Annotated in this window: 21 protein-coding genes, 1 tRNA gene and 1 pseudogene; 13 read left to right on the top strand and 10 right to left on the bottom strand. The window is 69.8% G+C overall.

What is annotated here, in order from left to right; all coding sequences use genetic code 11:
- The first annotated feature begins 56 nt into the window (after positions 1 to 56).
- Complete coding sequence (locus tag ACZ7CF_RS14185) at positions 57 to 776, top strand: SDR family oxidoreductase (RefSeq protein WP_470369741.1); 720 nt, start codon at positions 57 to 59, stop codon at positions 774 to 776.
- Positions 777 to 863: 87 nt separating this feature from the next.
- Here ACZ7CF_RS14185 and ACZ7CF_RS14190 read toward each other — a convergent pair whose 3' ends face one another.
- Both ACZ7CF_RS14190 and ACZ7CF_RS14195 read right to left on the bottom strand, forming a co-directional pair.
- A complete protein-coding gene (locus tag ACZ7CF_RS14190) occupies positions 864 to 1142 on the bottom strand; it encodes a hypothetical protein (protein ID WP_360397057.1) in 279 nt (92 codons plus the stop codon).
- A 157-nt stretch (positions 1143 to 1299) separates the two neighbouring features.
- Positions 1300 to 2682, bottom strand: coding sequence for a helix-turn-helix transcriptional regulator (locus ACZ7CF_RS14195; RefSeq protein ID WP_360397058.1), 1383 nt, complete (start codon positions 2680 to 2682; stop codon positions 1300 to 1302).
- Positions 2683 to 2900: 218 nt separating this feature from the next.
- Between ACZ7CF_RS14195 and ACZ7CF_RS14200 the strand changes: the two genes are divergently transcribed.
- Both ACZ7CF_RS14200 and ACZ7CF_RS14205 read left to right on the top strand, forming a co-directional pair.
- On the top strand, positions 2901 to 3164 hold the full coding sequence (locus tag ACZ7CF_RS14200) for a hypothetical protein (protein WP_360397059.1): 264 nt from the start codon (positions 2901 to 2903) through the stop codon (positions 3162 to 3164).
- 13 nt (positions 3165 to 3177) lie between these two features.
- Positions 3178 to 3537 carry a hypothetical protein gene (locus tag ACZ7CF_RS14205; protein WP_035909125.1) on the top strand — a complete coding sequence of 120 codons (360 nt, stop codon included), beginning with the start codon at positions 3178 to 3180 and terminating at the stop codon, positions 3535 to 3537.
- A 332-nt stretch (positions 3538 to 3869) separates the two neighbouring features.
- Here the strand turns inward: ACZ7CF_RS14205 and ACZ7CF_RS14210 are convergent, their stop codons facing one another.
- Genes ACZ7CF_RS14210 through ACZ7CF_RS14220 form a run of 3 tightly spaced genes read right to left on the bottom strand, consistent with a single transcriptional unit; the run spans position 3870 to position 7097 of the window.
- The gene (locus ACZ7CF_RS14210) at positions 3870 to 4649 is read right to left on the bottom strand and encodes an SDR family NAD(P)-dependent oxidoreductase (RefSeq protein ID WP_470369742.1); all 780 of its coding nucleotides are present in this window, start codon (positions 4647 to 4649) and stop codon (positions 3870 to 3872) included.
- Positions 4649 to 5809: an MFS transporter gene (locus tag ACZ7CF_RS14215; RefSeq protein ID WP_360397109.1), complete on the bottom strand. Its 1161-nt coding sequence runs from the start codon at positions 5807 to 5809 to the stop codon at positions 4649 to 4651. The genes ACZ7CF_RS14210 and ACZ7CF_RS14215 overlap by 1 nt, the downstream gene beginning before the upstream one ends.
- 40 nt (positions 5810 to 5849) lie before the next feature.
- The gene (locus ACZ7CF_RS14220; protein WP_470369743.1) at positions 5850 to 7097 is read right to left on the bottom strand and encodes a GH1 family beta-glucosidase; all 1248 of its coding nucleotides are present in this window, start codon (positions 7095 to 7097) and stop codon (positions 5850 to 5852) included.
- A gap of 82 nt (positions 7098 to 7179) precedes the next feature.
- Between ACZ7CF_RS14220 and ACZ7CF_RS14225 the strand changes: the two genes are divergently transcribed.
- Entirely contained in the window at positions 7180 to 7824 is a 645-nt protein-coding gene (locus ACZ7CF_RS14225) for a TetR/AcrR family transcriptional regulator (RefSeq protein WP_458429821.1), read from the top strand.
- On the opposite strand, the gene ACZ7CF_RS14230 is transcribed toward ACZ7CF_RS14225, so the two are convergent.
- The gene (locus tag ACZ7CF_RS14230; protein ID WP_458429822.1) at positions 7821 to 9002 is read right to left on the bottom strand and encodes an amino acid deaminase/aldolase; all 1182 of its coding nucleotides are present in this window, start codon (positions 9000 to 9002) and stop codon (positions 7821 to 7823) included. The genes ACZ7CF_RS14225 and ACZ7CF_RS14230 overlap by 4 nt on opposite strands.
- Positions 9003 to 9085: 83 nt before the next feature.
- Between ACZ7CF_RS14230 and ACZ7CF_RS14235 the strand changes: the two genes are divergently transcribed.
- Positions 9086 to 10366 (top strand): D-arabinono-1,4-lactone oxidase, encoded by a 1281-nt coding sequence (locus ACZ7CF_RS14235; RefSeq protein WP_470369744.1) that lies wholly within the window; start codon positions 9086 to 9088, stop codon positions 10364 to 10366.
- 86 nt (positions 10367 to 10452) lie between these two features.
- Here the strand turns inward: ACZ7CF_RS14235 and ACZ7CF_RS14240 are convergent, their stop codons facing one another.
- From ACZ7CF_RS14240 to ACZ7CF_RS14255, 4 genes are all read right to left on the bottom strand, one after another.
- Positions 10453 to 11109, bottom strand: a complete 657-nt coding sequence (locus tag ACZ7CF_RS14240) for an NAD(P)H-binding protein (protein ID WP_470369745.1) — start codon at positions 11107 to 11109, stop codon at positions 10453 to 10455.
- Between the two features lie 14 nt (positions 11110 to 11123).
- Entirely contained in the window at positions 11124 to 11741 is a 618-nt protein-coding gene (locus ACZ7CF_RS14245) for a hypothetical protein (RefSeq protein ID WP_360397066.1), read from the bottom strand.
- 316 nt (positions 11742 to 12057) lie between these two features.
- Entirely contained in the window at positions 12058 to 12798 is a 741-nt protein-coding gene (locus ACZ7CF_RS14250; protein WP_470369746.1) for an alcohol dehydrogenase catalytic domain-containing protein, read from the bottom strand.
- Positions 12799 to 12960: 162 nt separating this feature from the next.
- Positions 12961 to 13043 (bottom strand) — tRNA-Leu (locus tag ACZ7CF_RS14255).
- A 117-nt stretch (positions 13044 to 13160) separates the two neighbouring features.
- Between ACZ7CF_RS14255 and ACZ7CF_RS14260 the strand changes: the two are divergent.
- The 8 genes and pseudogenes from ACZ7CF_RS14260 to pknB all read left to right on the top strand — a co-directional run.
- Positions 13161 to 13457, top strand: a pseudogene (locus tag ACZ7CF_RS14260) (DUF3662 domain-containing protein); the annotation flags it as partial.
- A gap of 135 nt (positions 13458 to 13592) precedes the next feature.
- Entirely contained in the window at positions 13593 to 14390 is a 798-nt protein-coding gene (locus ACZ7CF_RS14265; RefSeq protein WP_458434277.1) for an FHA domain-containing protein, read from the top strand.
- Between the two features lie 51 nt (positions 14391 to 14441).
- Positions 14442 to 14903 (top strand): FHA domain-containing protein FhaB/FipA, encoded by a 462-nt coding sequence (locus ACZ7CF_RS14270; protein WP_053732084.1) that lies wholly within the window; start codon positions 14442 to 14444, stop codon positions 14901 to 14903.
- Positions 14900 to 16342 carry a PP2C family protein-serine/threonine phosphatase gene (locus ACZ7CF_RS14275; protein ID WP_470369747.1) on the top strand — a complete coding sequence of 481 codons (1443 nt, stop codon included), beginning with the start codon at positions 14900 to 14902 and terminating at the stop codon, positions 16340 to 16342. Before ACZ7CF_RS14270 ends, ACZ7CF_RS14275 begins: the two co-directional genes overlap by 4 nt.
- Positions 16343 to 17818, top strand: coding sequence for an FtsW/RodA/SpoVE family cell cycle protein (locus tag ACZ7CF_RS14280; RefSeq protein ID WP_458429825.1), 1476 nt, complete (start codon positions 16343 to 16345; stop codon positions 17816 to 17818).
- Positions 17815 to 19293, top strand: a complete 1479-nt coding sequence (locus tag ACZ7CF_RS14285) for a peptidoglycan D,D-transpeptidase FtsI family protein (RefSeq protein WP_360397070.1) — start codon at positions 17815 to 17817, stop codon at positions 19291 to 19293. Before ACZ7CF_RS14280 ends, ACZ7CF_RS14285 begins: the two co-directional genes overlap by 4 nt.
- Positions 19293 to 20861: a protein kinase domain-containing protein gene (locus tag ACZ7CF_RS14290; RefSeq protein ID WP_470369748.1), complete on the top strand. Its 1569-nt coding sequence runs from the start codon at positions 19293 to 19295 to the stop codon at positions 20859 to 20861. The genes ACZ7CF_RS14285 and ACZ7CF_RS14290 overlap by 1 nt, the downstream gene beginning before the upstream one ends.
- 55 nt (positions 20862 to 20916) lie before the next feature.
- Positions 20917 to 22929 (top strand): Stk1 family PASTA domain-containing Ser/Thr kinase, encoded by a 2013-nt coding sequence (gene pknB / locus ACZ7CF_RS14295; protein WP_360397072.1) that lies wholly within the window; start codon positions 20917 to 20919, stop codon positions 22927 to 22929.
- Positions 22930 to 22959: the final 30 nt, after the last annotated feature.

Consider the following 22959-nt stretch of genomic DNA (forward strand, 5'->3'; position numbering starts at 1 on the left):
GCTGCGACACCGAGGTGGTGTTGGTCTTCACGGCCTCGCGGAAGACGATCAGAGGCATGAGCGAACAGACGATTGCACTGGTCACGGGCGCGAACAAGGGCATCGGGTACGAGATCGCCGCCGGTCTCGGCGCGCTCGGCATGAGTGTCGGTGTGGGCGCTCGGGACGCCCGGCGTGGCGAGGAGGCGGCGGAGAAGCTGCGGGCGAACGGCGCGGACGCGTTCTTCGTGCCGCTGGACGTGACCGACGACGAGAGCGTGGCCGCGGCCGCGGCGCTGTTCGAGGAGCGGTTCGGCCACCTCGACGTGCTGGTCAACAACGCGGGCATCGCCGGGTCGTGGCCCACGCCGCCGTCCGCCGCCACCCCGGCGGGCCTGCGGGAGGTGCTGGAGACCAACGTGATCGGCGTCGTCCGGGTCACCAACGCGGTGCTGCCCCTGCTGGGCCGGTCGGCACGGCCGCGGATCGTCAACCAGTCGAGCCACCTGTCGTCGCTGACCCTGCAGACCGCGCCGGACGCGGCCTTCCACGACATCGACGGGATCTACACGCCGTCGAAGACGTTCCTGAACGCCGTCACCGTGCAGTACGCCAAGGAGTTGACCGGCATGAAGGTCAACGGCGCCTGCCCCGGCTACGTCGCGACCGAGTTCAACGACTTCCAGGGGCGGGAGACGCCGGCGAACGCCGCGCGGATCGCGGTCGAGCTGGCCACGCTGCCCGACGACGGGCCGACCGGTGGCCTCTTCGACGGCGATGGTCCGGTGCCCTGGTGATGCGTTGTTCAACGTGAAACATCCGGGGTGACCGGGGCTGCACTCGGCGAGTGGTCCGTTCGACGCGGCGAACAGCGCGCGAACGGACTAGTCGGTGATCAGTCGGGCCGAAGATTCTTCGCGCATGCGGGCCAGGCGGTTCATCGTCCGCTGGCCGCGGCGGTCGAGCTCACGGCTGTCGATCCAGCCGTTGGCGTAGTAGCGGTAGTCCTGCGCGAGGGCGACGAGCTCGGCGAGGTAGTCGGCGGAACGCCGCCGGCGCTCCTCGTCGAACGACGCGAGCAGCGGCAGCTGGGTGTCCACGACCTCGTCGAGCAGCTGCGCGGACCGCAGCGCTCTCCGTGACCGCCACCTCCGAGTAAGCATCACGCGCCGCACCCCGCCCTTCGCCCCGACCTGCCGCACCTTAGGCCCTGTGTTTCCCGCCCGTCGATGCTGCATTCGTGTCAGGGGCTCCTGGCGTTACCGGTTCGTGTCCCACGCCATCCGAACGTGGTGCTATGGGGCCCAAACGACGTGCTGGTCAGGCAGCCGTGTCGGCTCCGGTGAAGCGGGCGACGCGGTCGGCCAGCTCGCGGGCCTCGGGGTTGTTGCGGCGCTTCTCGGCCTCCTGGCGCAACGGCTCCATGCGCTGCTTGGTGCGCACCGACTTGAGGCTCTCCGACAGGTCGACCGCCTGGCGGCCGATCTTGGCGCCGTGGTCGATGTCGCCCTCGATGAGGTGGTTGATCGACATCGAGGTCAGGTTGAACGACCGGCTGCGGGCCATGTCGTCGCCGAAGTTGTTGATCGCCTTGGACAGCGCGGGAATGGCGGTCCTCGTGTACTTGGCGTCCACCGTCTGAGCCAGCTCCGTGTGCACCGTGCCGATCATGGACGAGAGGTCGATCTCGTTGAAGAACTTGGCCCACGCGGGCGCCTCGGCGACGTTGGCGCGGGAGAACTCGTCGCGGGCGCGGCCGAGCAGCTTGAGCGCCTGCTCGTCGGAGCCCATCTTCGCGTACGCCCAGGCCTCGTTGGCGCACAGGATGCCCACCGCGAGCTCGGAACCGGAGTTCTGCGCGGCCAGCTGGCCGAGCTGGAACACCTTGAGCGCGTCGTCGGGGGCGTTCTGGTGCAGGTACACGCGGCCCATGCGGTACAGGATGTTCGCCATCAGCGCCTCGTTGTCGCCCTGCTTGGCGAGGTCGAGCGCCTGACCGAAGTGGTTGCGGGCGGAGTCCATCAGGCCCGTGTCGAACGACGTCCAGCCGGCGAGGTTGTGCAGGTCGGCCAGTGCGACGTAGAGGCGCTGGCGCACGACGTCCGTGGAGCTCGCACCGAGCATCTGCTGTCCCCAGGACAGCTGGGCGACGACCGCGTCGCGGCAGGAGCCGCCGCCGTACTGGTAGTCGAGGGCGCGCAACGCGCGGGTGGCCGCTTCCACCTGGCGCACGTCGGTCATGCCGATGCGTCCCGGAGCCGGAGTCTGTGTGGGGTGTGAGACCCACGACCCGGAGTCCGCTCCGAACACGGCCGCGCCGACTGTCACGGCGGCGGCGTGCGCGAGGAACTTCCGACGCTTCACCGACTCGTCCTCCTCAGGATGGGGTGTGTCCGCGGCTGCGGCCACCCTCACTGCCGTTGTCTCGTCATAGGCGAGACCCATGTATCCACGTGGGACACCCAGGCCGATGGCGATCCTGGTCAGGACGTCGTAGGCCATCACCTGACGTCCCTTGAGGATCTCCGAGACCTCGGACTGCGACTGCCCGGTGAGCGCCGCGATCTGGCGCTGGGACACGCCGTGCCGTCGGAGCAGCCGGTAGACCGAGCTGATCTCCCGTCGGGCCAGTGCGTCCCGCATCTCCTGCTGGTCCCACACGTCGGTGGGGATCGGAGAGCCCTGGGAACTCATGGTGTTCATCGCGCACCCTCACAGTCCGTTGGGCGTCATCGGCAGACTAGGGGGAGGTCCCCGAGCCCGAGAAGTCCTCTTCGGCAGGGCTGATCGGCCCTGCCGAACACCGCTTACCGCTCACCGTAAGAGTTCCACCGGTGGGCGCTGTGACGTCCCGTTCCGGCATGAATCATCGCAATCTGGATTCCGGTAAGCGAGTGAGCACGGAGAGGAACAGCCAACCGATGGACAGCTCCTCCCCCGGCTCCACCTCCATCGTGGAGACGGGTGACACCGGATCCACATGGCGCGGCACGACCGGGCAGCGTCGGACGTGGCAGATCAGCTGCGGCGACGTGGTCGACCGGGACCGCCAGCTCACCGTGAAGGTGGTTCAGGGCCGAGTGGTCCTGGTCGGCCCTCCCGGGGAGACGGCAGTCTTGTCCCACGACCAGCTCGTACAGCTCAGGGCCGCGCTACGCGAAGCCGCCGACCAGGCGGAAAGGTGACGGTGACGTTTCGATGGACGCGATCCTCGGACAGGTTCTTCGCAACGCTGTGTGGGAACGCCTCGACCTGCTCACGGAGCTGGCGAGCCGCGCTGACGCCCCGTCCCTCCTGTCGGTGGCTCGATCCGAGCTCCCTCGGCTGACCGAGGGATGGCGTGCTCTGCTGGCAGCGCACGAGCCGGACGAGAAGGGCAACTGCCCCGAGTGCTCCGGTCGTTGGCGCCAGCAGAAGTCACCTTGCTCGGTGTGGCGCGCCGCGTACGAACACCTGGTCGCGGGCGGTCTCGCCCCGCGCCCGGCTCGCCACCTGCGCGAGGCCCCGGTGACCCCTCCTGTCACCCGGACCCGCCGCGCGGTGGCTCGAGCCCACTAACGGGCCTTTGCGACCGACCTGGCGTCCCCCCGACACGACCAGGTCTGCAAACGGCCTACTGACCGGTGGTCCGCGATGTGCGAACCCCCGACCGCTGCATCGCGGACCCCGGTCAGCTCAACTCCACAGATTCCCGCGGGCCGGTGCCGTGCACCTTCCCTCCCGACCGGTACCGGTCCGCGGTCACCAACCCCGGCCCCTTGCCTGCACCTCCCGCGCGGGTGAGGGGCCGTTTCCACGTTCGGACGCCGCGAGCACGGCTGGAGCTGCGCGCCGCTTCTTCCCACTTCCCGCGGTTTCTGCTGCCGGTGCGCCCGGTTCCGCGCCCGGCTTCAGCGGCGCGTACCCGTTTTCCACGTGAGGTAGGACGTGAGGCCGGGCAGCAAGCGGCCGGACAGTTCGAACGCCTTGAGCTGCCACGGGAACAGGTGCTCGGCGCGTTCCTTCTCCACGGCGTCGACGATCGCCGTGGCGACCCGGTCGGGCGTGACCGTCGGGATCAGCCTGGCGATCGCCGGAATCCGCTCCTCCGCGCCGGGGTTGTTGGCGAAGTACTCGCTGGACACCTTGCCCGGCACGACCTCGCTCACGCCGACGCCGGTCCCGCGCAGGTCGAGCCGCAGGGACGCGGTCAGGCCGCGCAACGCCCAGCGCGCCGACTGGTAGCCGACCGCGCCGGGAATCGGCAGCCGCGACACCGGCGAGTTCACGTTGACGATCCAGCCGGAGCCGCGCGACCGCATGGCGCCGAGGAACTCCCTGGTGAGCAGCATGGCGGCCATGAACGGCACGGCGGTCATCGTGGCCAGGTCGTCCTGCGAGCACTCGTCGAGGAACAACCAGCGCCCGACACCCGCGTTGTTGACCAGCACGTCCGGCGTCTCCACGGCCTCGGCGAGCGCGTGGATCTGCGCGGCGTCGGCGAGGTCGGCCGGATGGGCGGTCGCGGAACCGCCGAACTCGGTGATCCGCTCGACCTGCCGATCGAGCAGCTCGGCGCTGCGGGCCACCAGGTGGACGTGCGCACCGCGTGCCGCGAACCGGAACGCGGTCTCCGCGCCGATGCCCTGGGACGCGCCCGTGACCAGTACCCGCTTGCCCGACAGTCGCATCAGTCCACCGATCGCACTCGACTCATCAACACTCCCGCCACCGCCGTCGCCAGCGCCGACGCCGCGAACAGACCGCGGTACCCGCCAAGGTTGGCCAAGATCACCGCGGTCAGCAAGGGCGCGATGACCTGCGGCAACGCGTTGGCCACGTTCAGCACGCCGAGGTCCTTGGCCCGGTCGGACGCCGCCGGCAGCACCTGGGTGAGCAGCGCGATGGCCACGGCCCAGTACGTGCCGAAGCCGACGCCCAGCAGCGGTGCGGCGACCAGCGCGGCGGTCCAGGTCGGCCAGGCGACGAGCAGCAGAGCGGCGAGCGCCATCACGACCGCGGCGAGGTAGACGTACGGCTTCCGGCGCCCGGAACGATCACTCCGTGCGCCGAACAGCACCGCTCCTGCGGCGAGCGCCACCCCGTAGAGCGCCATCAGCACGAGCAGTCCGTCCTCCGGCGACTCGTGGTGGACCACGTCGCCGAGGAAGTAGAGGAGGTACAGCGTGCCGAACGCGTTGCCGAGGTTGATCAGGAGGTGCCCGGCCCACGCCCAGGCGAAGTCGGGGTGCTCCCGGGGTGAGATCCAGAACGTCGGCCGCACCGGCTTGGTGACGAGCTGCGTGTCGGGCGTGCGCAGGACGAAGAAGACGGCACCGACGAGCACGATGGCCGCGCACGCCAGATAACCGGCCTGCAGACCGCTGACCAGCAACGTCACCACGACCGCGCCCAGCACCGTGCCGAGCATCTGGCTGATGCCGATCAACCCGCCGACCTGCGCCCGTTGGGCGATGGGCACCTGGTCGGGCACCACGGCGGTGAGCGCGGCGAGCATGCCGCCGATCCCGGCCTGCACCAGGCACCAGCCGGCGGTCATGACCACGACGGACGGCGCGGTGGCGAGCACCGCCAGGCCGATCGCGCCGACGACCGCCCCGATCAGCGTCCACGGGTGGCGCCGGCCGAACCGCGAGGTCGTGCGGTCGGACAGGTACCCGATGAGCGGCACCACCAGCAGCGACACGGCGGCGCCGACGCCGGTGACGACGCCGAACACGAACTCCTTGTCCGCCACGTCGAGCAGCTCGGCCTGCTGCGGCAGCAGGACCTGGATCGGCGCGTAGACCGCCAGCCACAGCCCGAGGTTCGCGGCGAACAGCCAGGCCATCCAGCCCCGCCGGACCGGGACGACCGGTTCGGCCAGCGCCTCACTCACCGCTGATCACCCTGCGGTACCAGTGGAACGAGTCGCGCGGCGTGCGGCGCTGGGTCTCGAAGTCGACGTGCACCAGGCCGAACCGCTGCGAGTAGCCGGCCTCCCACTCGAAGTTGTCGAGCAGCGACCACACGAAGTACCCGTCGACACCGGCGTCGAGCGCTGCCTTGAGGTGTCCGTCGAGGTAGGCGATCCGGTCGGCGTCCTCGACCTCGTGCGGGAAGCTGCAGCCGCTCTCGGTGACGTGCACCGGCGGCAGGTCCGGGTGCCGTTCGCGCAGGGTGGCGATCATCTCGGTGAGCCCGGACGGCACGACCGGCCAGCCGAACCCGGTGCGCGGGTACTCGTCGACCTCGACCAGCTCGAACGGCAGCGGGTTGCCCTCCGACGGCAGCGTCAGCCTGGTCGGGTTGTAGTAGTTGACGCCGTAGAAGTCGAGCGGCTGGTGGATGGTCGCGAGGTCGCCGTCCCGGACGGGCATGAGCTCGGCGACCGAGTCCGGATAGCGGCCGGCCAGCACCGGATCGGCGTACAGCCAGTTGTGGACGTCGCTGTACGCGTCGGCCGCGGGCTGGTCGGCGGCGGTGGCCGGCCACGCGGGCGTGTGGTTGTTCGCGGTACCGACCGAGCGGGCGTTGTGGCCGCGCAGAACTTCCACCGCACGGCCGTGAGCGAGGTTCAGGTGGTGGGCGGTCGGCAACGCGTCGAAGAGCAGCGTCTTGCCCGGTGCGTGCTCACCGATCGCATAGCCCTGCAACGTGACCATGGCCGGTTCGTTGATCGGAATCCACATGTGGACCCGGTCGGCCAGCCGTTGCGCGACGAGTGCGGTGTAGTCGGCGAACCGGTCGGCGATGTCGCGGCCGAGCCAGCCGCCCTCGGCTTCGAGCTGCAGCGGCGTGTCCCAGTGGTAGAGCGTGGCCACGGGCGCGATGCCGGCCTCGACGAGCGCGTCGACGAGCCGGTCGTAGAAGTCGAGGCCCTCGGCGTTGGCCGGGCCCTTGCCGCTGGGCTGGATGCGCGGCCACGCGATGGAGAACCGGTAGGCGTTGACCCCCAGCTGGGTCATGAGTGCCACGTCCTCGCGCCACCGGTGGTAGTGATCGCACGCAACGCGGGCGCTGTCGTCGTCGTGCACCGGAGCGAAGTCGTCCCACACCGAGGGGCCTCGGCCGCCCGCGTCGAACGCGCCTTCGATCTGGAACGCGGACGTCGACACTCCCCAGAGGAAGTCGCTCATCGATCCTCCAAATGTGAAACTTGTTCGGATCGTAGGCGTGTTGACAGGTTCAGGGAAGTGAAGACGCCGCGCAGAAGGCAAGATGGAAGAACCCGAACTACTGGGAGTCGCCGTGACGAGCACCACCCCGCTCCGCCGTCAGCCCGTCCAGCAGCGCAGCGCCAAGAGGGTCGAGCGCATGCTCGAAGCCTGCGCGACCCTCATCGACGAGGTGGGCTACGACGGCGTCACCACCACGTTGATCGCGGAGAGAGCGGGCGTGGCGGTCGGCTCGCTGTACCAGTTCTTCCCGGACAAGCGGGCCGTCGTGCAGGCGCTGACCCTGCGCAACGTCGACCGGTTCTCCCAGGGCATCACCGACCGCCTCGAACAGGCCACCCTGGAGCACTGGTGGGACGCCGTGGACACGGTGTTCGACGTCTACGTGACGATGCACCGCGAGATCCCGGCGTTCGGCAAGCTGCACTTCGGCGACGTCGTGGACATGCGGCTGCTCGACGACCGGCGGGACAACAACGCCGTCATCTCCGACAAGATCTCCGAGCTGATCTCGGGCAACTTCGGCATCCCGATGAACGAGGTGCAGCTGCCGATCGCGATCGCCGTCGAGGCCGCGGACGCCGTGCTGAAGATGGCGTTCCGCAACAACCCGACCGGCGACCAGGCGATCCTCGTGGAGGCGAAGGCGCTGGTCAGGGGCTACCTGTCGTCGCGGCTGCCGGCCTAGCCGAAGTTGCGGCGCTCACCGCGGTAGGTGGGCACCGTGCGTTCGACGCGGTCGCCGCGCACCAGGTGCACCTCGTCGAACCGCTCGAACAGCTCGCCCGCTTTGGCGTGCCGCATCCAGACGCGGTCGCCGATGCGCAGCTGTTCGGCGGCCTTGCCGGTGACCGGGGTCTGCACCTCGCCCGCGCCTTCGAGGCCGAGCGTCTTCAGGCCCTCCGGCAGGTACGGCGAGGGCTGGCGGTCCGGGGTCGGGGTGCCGGAGGCGATGTAGCCGCCGGCGAACAGGGTGGCGACGCGCTTGGTCGGCTTGCGGACCACGGACAGCGCGAAGAGTGCCGCCGGGTGGGGCTTGAAGGCCTGGTAGCCGTCGAAGAGGGTGGGGCCGAAGAGCCCGCTGCCCGCTGCCAGCTCCGTGACCGAGGGGTCGGTGCCGGTGAGTTCCAGGCTGCCGGTGCCGCCGCCGTTGACGAACTGCAGGTCGGTGACCTGGCGGACCGCGGTGATCACGGCGGTGCGCCGTTCGATCAGCTCCGGGCCGGACCTGGCCTGGATGAGCCGGATGCCGATCGCGCGCAGCGGCTGACCGGGCGGGTTGTCGCCCAGGCCCGCGATCTGGCCCTCGTAGGCCATGACGCCGACGAGGGTGAACCCGGTGCGGCGGACGATCTTGGCGGCGAGCGACGCGGCCTGCGCCGGGGTGTGCACCGGCGAGCGGCGTGGTCCGATGTGGACGCCGGGCAGCGGGCGCCAGGAGACGTCGAGCTCCAGGCAGACCCTGATGTCGGCGTGCGGGCCGATGGCGGCGTCGACGAAGTCGAGGTGCTCGACCGAGTCGACCATGATGGTGATGCGCTGGCGGGCGGTCTCGTTCGCGGCGAGCTTCTGCAGCGCGGCGCGGTCGGCCGTGGGGTAGGCGACCAGCAGGTCCTCGCTGACGTTCTGCTCGGAGAGCCAGAGCGCCTCGGCGAGCGAGTAGCACATGACCCCGGCGTAACCGGGTCGTTCGAGGGCCCGGCTCACCAGGTCGCGCACGCGGATCGACTTGCTCGCCACCCGGATGGGATGACCGGCAGCGCGGCGGGCGAGGTCCGCCGCGTTGTGGTCGAAGGCGTCCAGGTCGACGATCGCGAACGGAGGATCGAGGTCCTTCGTCGCGGTGTCGAGTCGAGTTCGGCGCATGCTCCGACGGTACGTCCTCAACCCTTGAAACGTGAAGAGCTTTCACTTACGTTACTCGCAGGTCACACTCCGTGGAGGTACCCGTGTGGACGAACTGGGCTCGCACCGCGACTTGTGCGCCGACGCGCGTCGTCCACCCGGCGAGCACTGACGAGATCGCCGCGACCGTCGTCTCCGGCGGCCGGGTGCGGGCGCGCGGCAGCGGTCACTCGTTCAACGACATCGCCGTCGCCCCCGAGGTGGCGCTCGACCTCGACCGGTGGACCGGCATCGTCCGCGCCGACGTGGAGACGGGCCTGGTCACCGTCCGCTCCGGCACGCCGCTGCACGTCCTGAACGCCGACCTGCACCGACTCGGCCTCGCCATGCCGAACCTCGGCGACATCGACGCGCAGACCGTGGCCGGTGCCGTGTCGACCTCCACCCACGGCACCGGCGCGAAGCTCGGCGTCCTGGCCACCGCCATCGCCGCGCTGGAGCTGGTGCTCGCCGACGGTTCGGTGGTCACCTGCTCGCGCTCCGAGCGACCGGACCTGTTCAACGCCGCCCGCGTCGGCCTCGGCGCGCTGGGCGTGATCAGCACCGTCACGCTGCAGTGCGTGCCGTCGTTCGTGCTGCAGGCCTCGGAGGCACCGGGCCGGCTCGACGCGGTGCTGGAGCAGTTCGACGACCTGTGCGCGGTCGAGGACCACGTCGAGTTCCACTGGTTCACACACTCGGACCGGGTGATCCTCAAGCGCAACAACCGGGTTCCCGAGCCGGCGCAGCCGCTGTCACGGTTCCGGCAGGCCTGGGAGTACGAGGTCATGGAGAACGCCGCGTTCGGCGCGGTGTGCAAGGTGGCCAAGACCTTCCCGCGCTACACCAGGAAGCTCAACGAGGTCTGCGGCTCGCTGATCAGCGAGCGGTCCTATTCGGACTACTCGCACAACGTCTTCGTGACCCCGCGCCGCGTCCGGTTCGTGGAGACCGAGTTCTCCGTCCCCCGCGAGACGCTGATGGACGTCATCGGCGAGCTGCGTGCCGTCGCCAACCGCCTGGGCGACCGCGACGCGTTGATCGTCCCGTGCGAGGTGCGGGTGGCGCAGGCCGACGACATCTGGCTGTCGACCGCCTCCGGCCGTGACACCGCCTACATCTCCATGCACCAGGCGCTCGGCATGCCCTACAAGGCGTTCTTCGACGCGTACGCGTCCATCGCCGCGTCGGTCGGCGGCCGCCCGCACTGGGGCAAGATGCACGACCTCACCGCTGCCGAACTGCGCCCGCTGTACCCGCACTTCGACGACTTCCTGCGCGTCCGCGACGAGGTGGACCCGACCCGCACCTTCACCAACGCCTACCTGACCCGCGTCCTCGGCTAGATGTCACGCGGGAGCCCCACGTTCCCCTGAGGTGCACGCGGGGCCCCCGCGTGCGCCAGGAGAGTACGAAAGCTCCCCGCGTGCACTCAGAGGAGGGCGCGGACGGCGTCGGGGATGGGCGTGGAGCCGTTCGTCAGTTCGAGCGTTTTACCGACGGTCTGGGGTGCGGTCAAGAGCTCCGCGAGCACGGCGGCGACGTCGGCGCGGGGCACCGGGGAGCGCGGCAGCACCGGGGCGGCCAGGGTGACGAGACCGGTCGGGGCGTCGTTCGTCAGCGGGCCGGGACGCAGGATCGTCCAGTCGAGTGAACGCGACCTCAGGTCGTCCTCCGCCGCCTTCTTCGCTTTGAGGTACACCGCGAACTCGGAGTCCACCGACGGCGAGTCCGCTGACTCGATGCCGACCGTGGAGACCTGGAGGAACCGCCGCACGCCCGCCTCGGCCGCTGCCGTGGCGAACAGGGCGGCGGCCCCGAAGTCCACTGTGTCCTTGCGGGCGGCTCCCGAGCCTGCCCCTGCGCCGGCGGCGAAGACCGCGGCGTCCGCGCCGTTCATGTATTCGGCGACCGAGTCCACTGTGGCGGACTCCAGGTCGCACAGCACCGGAACGGCTCCGGCTTCCTGCACGTCAGCGAAGTGATCGGGGTTGCGGACCAGTGCTGTTGCCGCGTCTCCACGGGTGGCCAGCTGCTGCTGGAGAAGCAGCGCGATCTGCCCGTGTCCGCCGGCGATGACTACTCGCATGCCCCGACCGTAGATCAGGAAGCGGTGGCGAGCACCTGCTCGTAGACCAGCTCGTTGACCCAACGGGTGATGGCGGTGTCCTCGACGGGCACGCACTCGTTGCGGCCGGACACGTCCACGGACAGGTCCTTCTCCTCGTCGGCCAGCAGGACCGAGACGCCGTAGCGGCGCACGCGCGGCAAGCAGTTCGTCAGGTAGTCGTTGGTGAACGCGACCGAGTCCGGGAGGACGGCGGCGGCGTTGCCGTAGCGGGCGAAGGGAACCGCGGAGGCCAGCGCGGTGCGCCAGTGGCGTGCGACGGCCAAGACGCCGACGATGCGCACGGCGGCCGGCGGGACGCGGCCTTCCATCTCCGGCCACACCCAGGTGGAGACGGTGGTCTTGTCGACCTCGGGACCCGCACCCACGCACACGCGCTCGGCGTGGGCATCGGCCAGGAGCTCGGCCACGACGACGACCTTGCGGCCCATGAGGACCATCTCCGGGAGGACCACGCCGTGCCAGCCGAGGCGGATCGCCGCTGCGGCTGCCAGCTCCTCGACGGACGCGGGCAGTTCCGGAACCGGGACCGCGGTCGTCGACAGTCCCTGCGCGCTGCCGGGCGCCGCGATCCTTGCTGGGGTGCTGCTCACGCCAGTGCCTCCTCGCCACCACGCGGCGGGCGATCCGCCACGTTTCGACTCGTGCTCTGGATAAGGCGTACCAGGAAGCGCGCGGCCCGCCCCCAGGTCACCGGACCCCCTGCGATCGACGGCGCCGACCGGTCGGTGACCGGTCGAGGAGCGGCGCGGGGAGTTCGGTCCTACGGTGCTGCCGTCTGGGTGACGTTAATCCGGTTGGACGCACCAAAAGACCTGCTCACAGTGGGTGCTCCAGGCGTGGTGGCGAAAAGGCGGCGAACGGTGCCGGTCACCGGCCGCCGACCGCTCACCGCGCCAGAACGACCACCTACATGATGATCACGGTTTTGCCAGGCCCGTGACCTGCGAAAACACCGGTGGCTTCGCGCAACGGCACACGGCGGGAAATCGGCACCGAGAGATCGCCGTCGAGCACCATGGACGCCAGGCGGACAAGCGTCTCCGGTGAGCCCTTCATGCCGAAGTTCTGCGCGCTGTCGCTCGACGCGTAGTTGGTGTTGAACGCCAACGGCGCATAGCGCGCGTTCGCCTCGAACGACGAGCGGTCGGCGCTCACGAGGTCGATGAGCGCGTCGGCCTCCACGAGCGAGTCGCCCCGGCCGATCGGGACCACGTGCTTGCCCGCCGCCCGCGCGATCTGCACGGCGAACGAGCCGACGCCGCCGTTCGGACCGACGACCAGCACGGATTTCGCGTCACCGAGCGCTTCCACCAGCTGCAGCGCCGTCATGCCTGCGGTCGGCAATGCCGCGGCGTCCGCGGGATCGAGGCCGTCCGGCAACGGCGCCAACGCGTTCCCGGCCGGAACCACGGCGTACTCGGCGTAAGTCCCCCGTCCGACGGGGCGGTGGAAGAAGGTCCCGAAAATCCGCTCGCCGGAACCGACGACCTCACCGGCACCGTCGGTTCCGGGAACCATCGGAAACCGGTGCTCTGCGGAACTCCGAAGCATCCCGTCGACGACTTTGCGGTCGAAGGGGTTCACGCTCGCGGCGAGCATCCGCACCTTGAGCTCTTCCGGACCCGCCTGCGGCTCCGGCAGCTCCACCAGCTCGAGCTCCGCACCGAAGTCCGCCGCCGCTATCGCCCACATGTCGCCCTCCGAACGAGTGACAGACATCACCTGTTGGATCACGGAATCCGATACTGCCGGTCAACGAAAGAACCCCCCTCGCGATTCCGCGAGGGGGGTTCGATCTGTCTTTCTCTGTGGGCAAGGGGGGAGTTGAACCCCCACGTCCTTTCGGACACACGGACCTGAACCGTGCGCGTCTGCCATTCCGCCACTTGCCCCTGGAGACGTTGGAAACACTAGCACGCGTCCAAACCAGGTTCCTAATCGCCCCCTGTAGGCCTGGTCGCACCCGGATACGATCGGTGCAGAAGACCGTCCAGGCGGAAGGAGCTGACATGGGCCTGCAACGCTTCGAGCGCAAGCTCGAAGGTCTGGTCGGCAACACCTTCGCGCGCGTGTTCGGAGGCAACGTCGTGCCCCAAGAGGTGGCACAGGCGCTGCAACGGGAGGGTGACAGCAACATCCGCGAGCTCGCGGGTGGCAGACTGCTAGCCCCCAACCACTACACAGTGCTGCTCGGCCCCCAGGACCACGATCGACTTGCCGGGGACGAGCAGGATGAACTACGCATCACCCAGCTTCTCGCGGAGGGCCTGCGAGAGCACCTGGAAGAGTCCGGATGGGATACCTACGGTGACGTCGTAGTCTCCCTGGAGCGCTCCGAGGCGCTGCACACCGGACAGTTCCGAACCAGCTCGTCCGTCGACCCCGACGTGAAAGCGGCCAGCCGACGGTCAGCACCACCTCGCACCGCAGGAGACCGAGTCATGAGCCAGCCACCCGGCTACGGACAAGGACAGGGCCAGCCCGGCCACGACCCTTATGGTCAGCAGGGCGGCTACGACCAGGGTTACGGCCAGCAGCAGGGCTACGGCCAGCAGCAGGGCTACGACCAGGGCTACGGCCAACAGCAGCAGCAAGGCGGGTACGACCAGGGCTACGGCCAGCAGGGCGGCGGCTACGGCGGCGGCCAGCAGGGCTATGACCAGGGGTACGGCCAGCAGCAGGGCTACGACCAGGGTTATGGCGGCCAGCAGCAGGGCTACGGCCAGCAGGGTTACGACCAGGGCTACGGCGGCGGCCAGCAGGGCGGCGGCTACGACCAGGGTTACGGCCAGCAGCAGGGCTACGGCCAGCAGGGCTACGACCAGGGCTACGGCGGCGGCCAGCCGGCTGGCGGCTACGACCAGGGTTACGGCCAGCCCGCCGGTGGGTACGACCAGGGCTACAACCAGGGCGGATACGCCCCGCCGGCAGTGCAGGGCGGCAACCGCCAGCTCAACGCCACGCTGCACCTCGACGACGGGTCGAACCGGACGTACAACCTCAAGCAGGGTGGAAACGTCGTAGGACGTGGGCAGGAAGCCGACTTCCGCCTCCCCGACACGGGTGTGTCCAGGCGCCACCTGGAGATCACCTGGGACGGGCACAGTGCGATGCTCGCTGATCTCGGTTCGACCAACGGCACCACGGTGAACGGCACGCCAGTGCAGACTTGGCAGCTCGCGGAGGGCGACGTCGTCCGCATCGGCCACTCGTCACTGGTCTTCCGCACCGCGGGCTAGAGGTCGACACGGGCGTCGGTAAGCAACTCAAGGCAGGAGCGGTTACAACCGGTGCCAGAGCTGGTGATGCAGCTGACCAGAGCGGGCTTTCTCGTGCTCCTCTGGCTCTTTGTGCTGGCCGCCCTACGTGTGGTCCGCTCTGATCTCTACGCGGCCTCAGGGCTCCGGGCGTCAGGTCTGCCCGGTTTCCGGAGGTCCGACAAGTCGGCGAGGGGTAGCAAGGCGCCGAGGACGCTCGTGGTCACCCACGGCGCGCTCACCGGCACCCGCATCTCACTCGACGGCCGGCCGATCCTGATCGGCCGCGCGGACGACTCGACTCTCGTGCTGGACGACGACTTCGCGTCGACCAGGCACGCGAGGCTGTCGATGCGCGGCACCGACTGGTACGTGGAAGACCTCGGCTCCACGAACGGCACCTACCTAGACCGAGCCAAGGTCACCGCACCACTGCGCGTACCTCTCGGCACCCCGATCCGCATTGGCAAAACGGTGATCGAGCTGCGCTCATGACCTTGGTTCTTCGATACGCGGCCCGAAGCGACCGGGGCCTGGTCCGTTCCAACAACCAGGACTCCGTGTACGCGGGCCCCCGCCTGCTCGCAGTCGCCGACGGCATGGGTGGCCACGCCGCCGGCGAAGTCGCGAGCAAGGTGGTCATCGCCTCGCTGGCCCACGTCGACGACGACGAGCCCGGCGACGACCTCCTCGGCAAGCTCCGCGACGCGGTCGCGGCCGGCAACGGCGCCATCTCCGAGCTGGTCGCGAGCGACCCGGACCTGGAGGGCATGGGCACCACGCTGACCGCGGTGCTCTTCGCGGGCAACCGCCTCGGCCTGGTGCACATCGGCGACTCGCGCGCCTACCTGCTCAGAGAGGGCGGGTTCGCGCAGATCACGCACGACGACACGTTCGTCCAGTCGTTGATCGACGAGGGCCGGATCACGCCGGACGAGGCGGCCACGCACCCGCAGCGCTCGTTGCTGCTGCGCGCCCTCACCGGGCACGACTTCGAGCCCAGCCTCACGGTGCGCGAGGCACGGGCCGGTGACCGGTTCCTGCTGTGCTCGGACGGCCTGTCCGGTGTCGTCTCGATGGAGACGCTGGACGAGGCGATCCGCATCCCGGACCCGCAGGCCTGCGCGGACCGGATGATCGAGCTCGCGCTCAAGGGCGGCGGCCCCGACAACGTCACGGTGATCGTGGCGGACGTCGAGGACGTCGACTTCGGCGACGACTACCCGATCGTCGGCGGTGCGGCCGGTGACGGCAGCGAGGAGCACAACACCCCGCCGGACTCCGCGGCGTCACGGGCGAGCGCGCTCACGCAGCAGCGCCAGCCGATGCCGCAGCGGATGGAGGCACCGCCGCCACCGCCGCAGGACCCGAAGCGCAAGAAGCGCAACGCCCTCAAGGCGTTCGCGATCGTCTTCCTGCTGCTCGTCGTGGTCGGCGCGGCCGGGGTCGGCGGCAAGCTGTGGCTGAACACCCAGTTCTACGTGGGCGCGACCGAGGACGGCCAGGTCGCGATCTTCCGCGGGCTCAACGGCAGCGTGCTCGGGTTCAAGCTCTCGTCGAAGGTCGAGGACTCGTGCCCGCCCGGCTCGTCGGGCTGCACGCCGATCGCGGTGAAGGACCTGCAGGAGGCCGGGCGCAAGACGATCACCGAGGGCATCCGCAGCGACAACGGCATCGACGGCGCGCGCGCCGCGGTCCGCATGCTGCGCACGGCGCACATGCTGCCGTTGTGCAAGGACACCTCGGCCTCGTCCACCCCGACGTCGCCGACCACGACGACCCCGCCCACGACGACGACCCCGCCCACGACGACGACCCAGCCCGCGAACGGGACGCCCTCGTCGACCACGGCCCCCGCGGGTGGCGAGACCACCCAACCCTCGCTCACCTCGTCCGCGCAGAAGCCGGGCGTGGAATGCCGGGAGGGTCCGTAGTTGAAGGGCTCACCCGCCCCGTCCGGGGACGGCTCACCAGTCGCGTCGCTGGCGACCAGCACGTCGCCGGGGCTGCGGGCGCCGACGCGGCGCGGCACCGAACTGGTGATGCTCTCGTTCGCGGCCGGGCTCGTCACGCTGGCTCTGATCCTGGTGGAGCTCAACCAGGAGCGCTCGCTCAGCCTGCGCATCCTGTACCTGGGACTCGCCTACCTCGGCCTGTTCGCCTGCGCGCACCTCGCCGTGCGCCGCTGGGCGCCCTACGCCGACCCGGTGATCCTGCCGTGCGTCGCGCTGCTCAACGGGCTCGGCCTGGTGGTCATCCACCGGATCGACCTCGCCATGGAGGGCACCGTCTTCGCGGACGGCTCGACGTGGGACCCGATGGCGTTCAAGCAGGTCATCTGGACCGCGATCGGACTGCTGCTGTTCGCGGCCACGCTGAAGTTCCTCACCGACCACCGCACCCTGGCGCGCTTCGGCTACACGTTCGGCCTGGCCGGACTGGTCGCGCTGCTGCTGCCCGGTGTGCTGCCGGGCTTCATCGCACCGACGATCAACGGCGCGAAGATCTGGCTGCGGATCGGCCCGTTCTCCATCCAGCCGGGTGAGTTCGCCAAGATCCTGCTGATGGTCTTCTTCGCCGCGTTCCTGGTGTCGAAGCGGGACCTCTTCACCACCGCGGGCCGCCGGTTCCTCGGCATGGACCTGCCGCGCGCCCGCGACCTCGGCCCGCTGTTCGCGGCGTGGGGCGTGGCGGTCGCGGTCATGGTCCTGCAGAAGGACCTCGGCTCGTCGCTGCTGTTCTTCGGCATCGTGCTGGTGCTGCTCTACGTCGCCACCGAACGCGCGGCCTGGGTGGTGCTCGGCCTCGGTCTGTTCGCCGGCGGCGCGGTCATCGCGTGGAAGCTCTTCACGCACGTCCAGCAGCGCGTGGCGAACTGGTCGGACCCGATCGCCACCTACAACGACGACGGCGGCGGCTACCAGATCGCGCAGTCGCTCTTCGGTCTCGCGACCGGTGGCATCGGCGGTGCCGGGCTCGGTGCCGGGCGGCCGGAGATGATCCCGGAGTCCAACACCGACTTCATCACCGCGGTGATCGGCGAGGAGCTCGGGTTCGTCGGCTTCGCCGCGCTGCTGCTGGTCTACATGGTCGTCGCGATGCGCGGCCTGCGCGGTGCCATCTCGGTGCGCGACAGCTTCGGCAAGCTGCTCGGCGGCGGCCTGGCGTTCGCGATGTGCTTCCAGGTGTTCATCGTCGTCGGCGGTGTCACGAAGCTGATCCCGATGACGGGCATCACCGCCCCGTTCCTGTCCAAGGGCGGTTCGTCGCTGCTGGCGAACTACGTCCTGATCGCGTTGCTGCTGCGGATCTCCGCGGCCGCGCGGGCGCCGCAGCGTGCTCCGAAGCCGAAGCCGCAGCAGCCGGCCATCGCCGACCAGCACACAGTCATGGTGGAGCGTCCGAAATGAACACACCGCTCCGCCGGGTCGGCTTCGCCATGATGGTGATGATCCTGCTGCTGCTGGGCAACGCCACGTGGGTGCAGGTCATCAACGCCGACGAGTGGCGCAAGAACCCGAACAACCGCCGGGTGCTGCTCGACGAGTACGCCCGCAAGCGCGGTCTGATCATGGCCGCCGACGGCATGGTGATCGCGGACGTCAAGGAGACGACGGACCGGCTCCGGTACCTGCGCACCTACGCCGCGCCGCAGGCGTACGCCCCGGTGACCGGGTACCTCTCGGTCACCTACGGCACCGCCGGCATCGAGCGCGCCGAGAACGACCTGCTCAACGGCTCGGACGACCGGCTGTTCGCGCGCCGCGTCTCGGCGTTGATCACCGGTCGCGACCCGGTGGGCGGCAACGTGCAGCTCACGCTGGTGCCACGGGTCCAGCAGATCGCCTACGACCAGCTGGCGGCGAAGGGCTTCCGCGGCTCGGTCGTCGCGATGAAGCCGGACACCGGCGAGATCCTCGCGATGGTCAGCACGCCGTCCTACGACCCGAACCTGCTGGCGAGCCACGACCCGACCGCGCAGCAGACCGCGTGGAAGCAGCTCACCACCGACGGCAACGGCGACCCGTTGATCAACCGCGCGATCCAGGGCATCTACCCGCCCGGCTCGACGTACAAGGTCGTTGTGGCCGCGGCCGCGCTCGCCAACGGTGACACCAAGGAGTCGCAGTACACGGCGGCGGGCTCGATCCCGTTGCCGGGCACGAACAACTTCCCGTTCCCGAACTACAACGGCCAGCCCTGCGGCAGCGGGCAGACCGCGTCGATGGAGCTCGCGCTCGCCAAGTCGTGCAACACGGCGTTCGGCGAGATGGCGGCGAAGGTCGGCAAGGCCAAGCTGCAGGCCCAGTCGGACAAGTTCGGCTTCAACGACGACGACCTCAGGGTGCCGATGGCGGTCGAGAACTCGACCATGGGCCCGGTCCCCGACGAGCCCGCGCTCTACCAGAGCGGCATCGGCCAGCGCGACGTCCGCGTGACCCCGCTGCAGAACGCGATGATCGCGGCGACGATCGCCAACGGCGGCAAGCGCATGCAGCCGTACCTGGTGTCGAAGATCCTCGGCCCCGACCTGAAGACGGTCGAGGACACCGAGCCCGACGAGATCAACACCGCGATGAGCTCGGCCAACGCGGCCGCGCTGCGCGACATGATGGTCCAGTCGGAGGCGAACACCGGCGGCGAGGGCAGGATCGCGAACGTCCAGGTGGCGTCGAAGACCGGTACCGCGGAGGTCGGCGGCAGCCGGGAGCAGACCGTGGCACCGCACGCCTGGTACATCGCGTTCGCGCCGGCGCAGAAGCCGGAGATCGCGATCGCGGTGATCGTGGAGAACGGTGGCGACCGCGGCCTCGGCGCGACCGGCGGCAAGGTGGCGGCGCCCATCGGCCGCGCCGTGATGAACGCGTACCTGGCGGGTCGCTGATGCTGACCACGGGCCAGCTCCTCGCCGACCGCTACCGCCTGACCAGGCGGATCGCGGTCGGTGGCATGGGCGAGGTCTGGGAGGCGGCCGACGACCGGCTCGACCGCCGGGTCGCCGTGAAGGTGCTGAAGGCGGAGCTGTCCGGCGACGCCGAGTTCCTGCACCGCTTCCGCGTCGAGGCGCGGATGACCGCGTCGCTCAACCACCCCGGCATCGCGTCGGTGCACGACTACGGCGAGACCGCGTCGGTCGCGGACGGGCCGGAGGACACGGCGTACCTGGTGATGGAGCTCGTCGAGGGCGAACCGCTCGCGACGATCATCTCGCGGGGCCGGCTCACCGCCGAGGTGACGCTGGACCTGCTGGAGCAGACCGGGAACGCGCTGCAGGCCGCGCACGAACGCGGGCTGGTGCACCGGGACGTCAAACCGGGCAACATCATGGTGACGCCGTCGGGCAAGGTGAAGATCACCGACTTCGGTATCGCGAAGGCCGTCGACGCCGCTCCCGTGACACGATCCGGCATGGTCATGGGCACCGCGCACTACATCGCTCCCGAGCAGGCGCTCGGCGGCGAGGCCGAACCGGCGAGCGACGTCTACTCGCTGGCCGTGTGCGGCTACGAATGCCTTGCGGGACATCGGCCGTTCCTGTCGGACAACGCGGTGACGGTGGCGATGATGCACATCCGCGACATCGCGCCGCCGTTGCCGCCGGACGTGCCGCCGGGTGCGCGGGCGTTGATCGAGGCGACGCTGGTGAAGGACCCGCGGCAGCGCTACCGCACCGGTGGCGAGTTCGCCGCGGCGGTCAGCGCGGTGCGGGTGGGCCAGCCGCTGCCGACGCCGTCGGGTTTCACGATGCCGCCGATCCCGCAGCAGGTGCAGCAGCAGCACCAGGTCGCCCAGCAGATGGCACCGCAGCAGCAGATGGCGCCCCAGCAACTGGCGCAACAGCAGCTGACGCCTCCGCAGGTGCCGCAGCAGGTCGCCCCGCAGCAGCCCCAGGTGTCCCAGCCGTTGCAGGTACCACCGCCGATGCCGCACCACTCCGGTGGTCAGCCTCGCGCCGGTACCCATCCGGGCATGCAACCGGTACAACAGCAACCGGTGCCGCACACCGGGACGTTCGCCCCGATGCCACCGCCACCCGGGAGGAACCGGGTGACCGTGTGGGTTATGGTCGCTCTTCTGGTGACTGCTCTGCTGGTGATCGGCGGAGTCGTCGCCTGGAAGCTGACCATCGGGAAGACCGCTGCCGGCGAGCAGGGCGGCTTGCCGCAGAACACGAGCACGAGCAGCCCGAACGCACCGGCGAACGGTCAGGCGAAGCCCGACTCCGCCGACCGGATACCGGGCACCTCGACGACACGGCTCGACGAGGACGACTACCTCGGCCGGACCGGCGACGAGGTCAGCACGCAGCTGAGCGACCACGGCCTGGAGCCGACCGTGCTGAGCCCGCAGGGCACGGCACCGGGAGACCTGAGGAAGTGCCGCGTCACCGCCATCGCGCCGACCGGCGACGTGTCGGCCGGGACGCGGGTGAAGGTGACGTGCCGGGCATGAGCAGAACCAGAACCGAGATGGGAACACCGTCGATGAGGAGCGGGACGAAGCACCGATGAGCACTCCGCGACTGCTCTCAAACCGCTACGAACTGGGTGAGACCCTCGGGTACGGCGGCATGTCCGAGGTCCACAAGGGGCGGGACGTCCGGCTCGGCAGAGACGTGGCGATCAAGGTGCTGCGCGCTGACCTCGCCCGCGACGCCCAGTTCCAGGAGCGGTTCCGGCGCGAGGCGCAGAACTCGGCTGCTCTGAACCACCCGGCGATCGTCGCGGTCTACGACACCGGCGAGACGCAGACCGAGTACGGCCCGCTGCCCTACATCGTGATGGAGTTCGTCGACGGGCGGACGCTGCGCGACATCGTGAAGACGCAGGGACCGCTGTCGGGCAAGCGCGCGATGGAGGTCATGGCCGACGTCTCGGCCGCGCTCGACTTCAGCCACCGCCACGGGATCGTCCACCGCGACGTGAAGCCGGCGAACGTGATGATCACGAAGTCCGGCGCCGTGAAGGTGATGGACTTCGGCATCGCCCGCGCGCTGCACGACGGCCAGGCCGCGGTCACGCAGACCGCCGCGGTGATCGGCACGGCCCAGTACCTGTCGCCGGAGCAGGCCCGCGGCGAGTCCGTGGACGCGCGGTCCGACGTCTACGCGGCCGGTTGCGTGCTGTTCGAGCTGCTGACCGGGGAGCCGCCGTTCACCGGTGACTCGCCCGTCGCGGTCGCGTACCAGCACGTGCGGGAGGACCCGAAGGCGCCGTCGTCGCTGAACCCGAAGGTGTCGCCGCAGCTCGACGCGATCGTGCTGAAGGCGATGGCGAAGGGCCCCGCCAACCGCTACCAGTCCGCCGCGGAGATGCGCGCGGACCTGGTGCGCGTGCTGTCCGGCCAGCGCCCGTCCGCGCCCGCCGTCATGACGGCCGAGGACCGCACGGCCGTGATGAACGAGCAGTCGGCCTCGCGTTCCGCGCGCACCCAGGTCGTGAACGGCGGCCGGCACCGTCCGGCGGCGTTGAAGTCGGAGCCGGACGACGACTACGACCCGATCGCCGACGAGGAAGAGGAGCGGCGCGCCAAGCGCAAGAAGACCATCATGATCGCTTTGGTGGTCTTCCTGTGCATCGCCGTGCTCGGCCTCGCCGCGTGGATCACCACGAGTCTGATGAAGCCGGGCGACAGCGACACCCCGGAGAAGGTGCCGGTGCCCGCCGTCGTCGGCATGGAGCCGTTGACGGCCAACGACAAGCTGACCCAGTCCGGGCTGAAGCCGAAGCAGGAGCTGGTGCCCTGCGAGCCGGGTGCGAACGGGGCCGCGGCGCCGTGCACGTCCGAGCAGATCGGCAAGGTCATCGGCACGAACCCGCCGGAGGGCACCTCGCTGCTGAAGGGTGCCGAGGTCGTCGTGCGCGTCGGTTCGCCGCCGGGCGAGGGTGCCGTGCCGGACCTGAAGGGCAAGACTCCGAACGAAGCCCAGCAGATCCTGGACAAGGACCCGAACGGCTTCAAGGTGCAGCAGAGCACCGACACGGTCGAGACCGACGACCCCAACAAGGTCGGCAAGATCGTGCAGCAGAATCCCGAGTTCGGCCTGAAGCTGAAGAAGGGCGGCACGATCACCATCAGCCTGGGCAGGGCGCCGGACAAGCAGAACGTGCCCGGTGTGGTGGGCCAGGACCTGGAGACCGCGCGCCAGACGCTGGAGGGTTCCGGCTTCAAGGTCAACGTGGCACAGGCGGACAGCCAGAAGCCGCAGAACGAGGTCATCTCGCAGACCCCGCAGGCCAACAGCAAGGCCGTCAAGGACGCCACGGTCACGCTGACGGTCTCGAAGGGCAACCTGATGGAGATGCCCGACCTGACCGGCCTGTCGCAGAAGGACGCGGAGACCAAGCTGCGGGCGCTCGGCTGGAACGGCAACTTCAACGTCGACGAGCAGCAGGTCCAGCCCGGTTCGCCGCAGAAGGACAAGATCATCTCGCAGCAGCCGGCGAAGGGCTCGCCCATCGGCAAGGGCGCCGCGGTCACGGTGGTCATCGGCCGGACCGGGCTCCTCCCGACCAACTGATCGGCTCATACGAGAAGAGGCCCCCTCCCG

Source organism: Lentzea sp. NPDC036955, assembly GCF_055608005.1.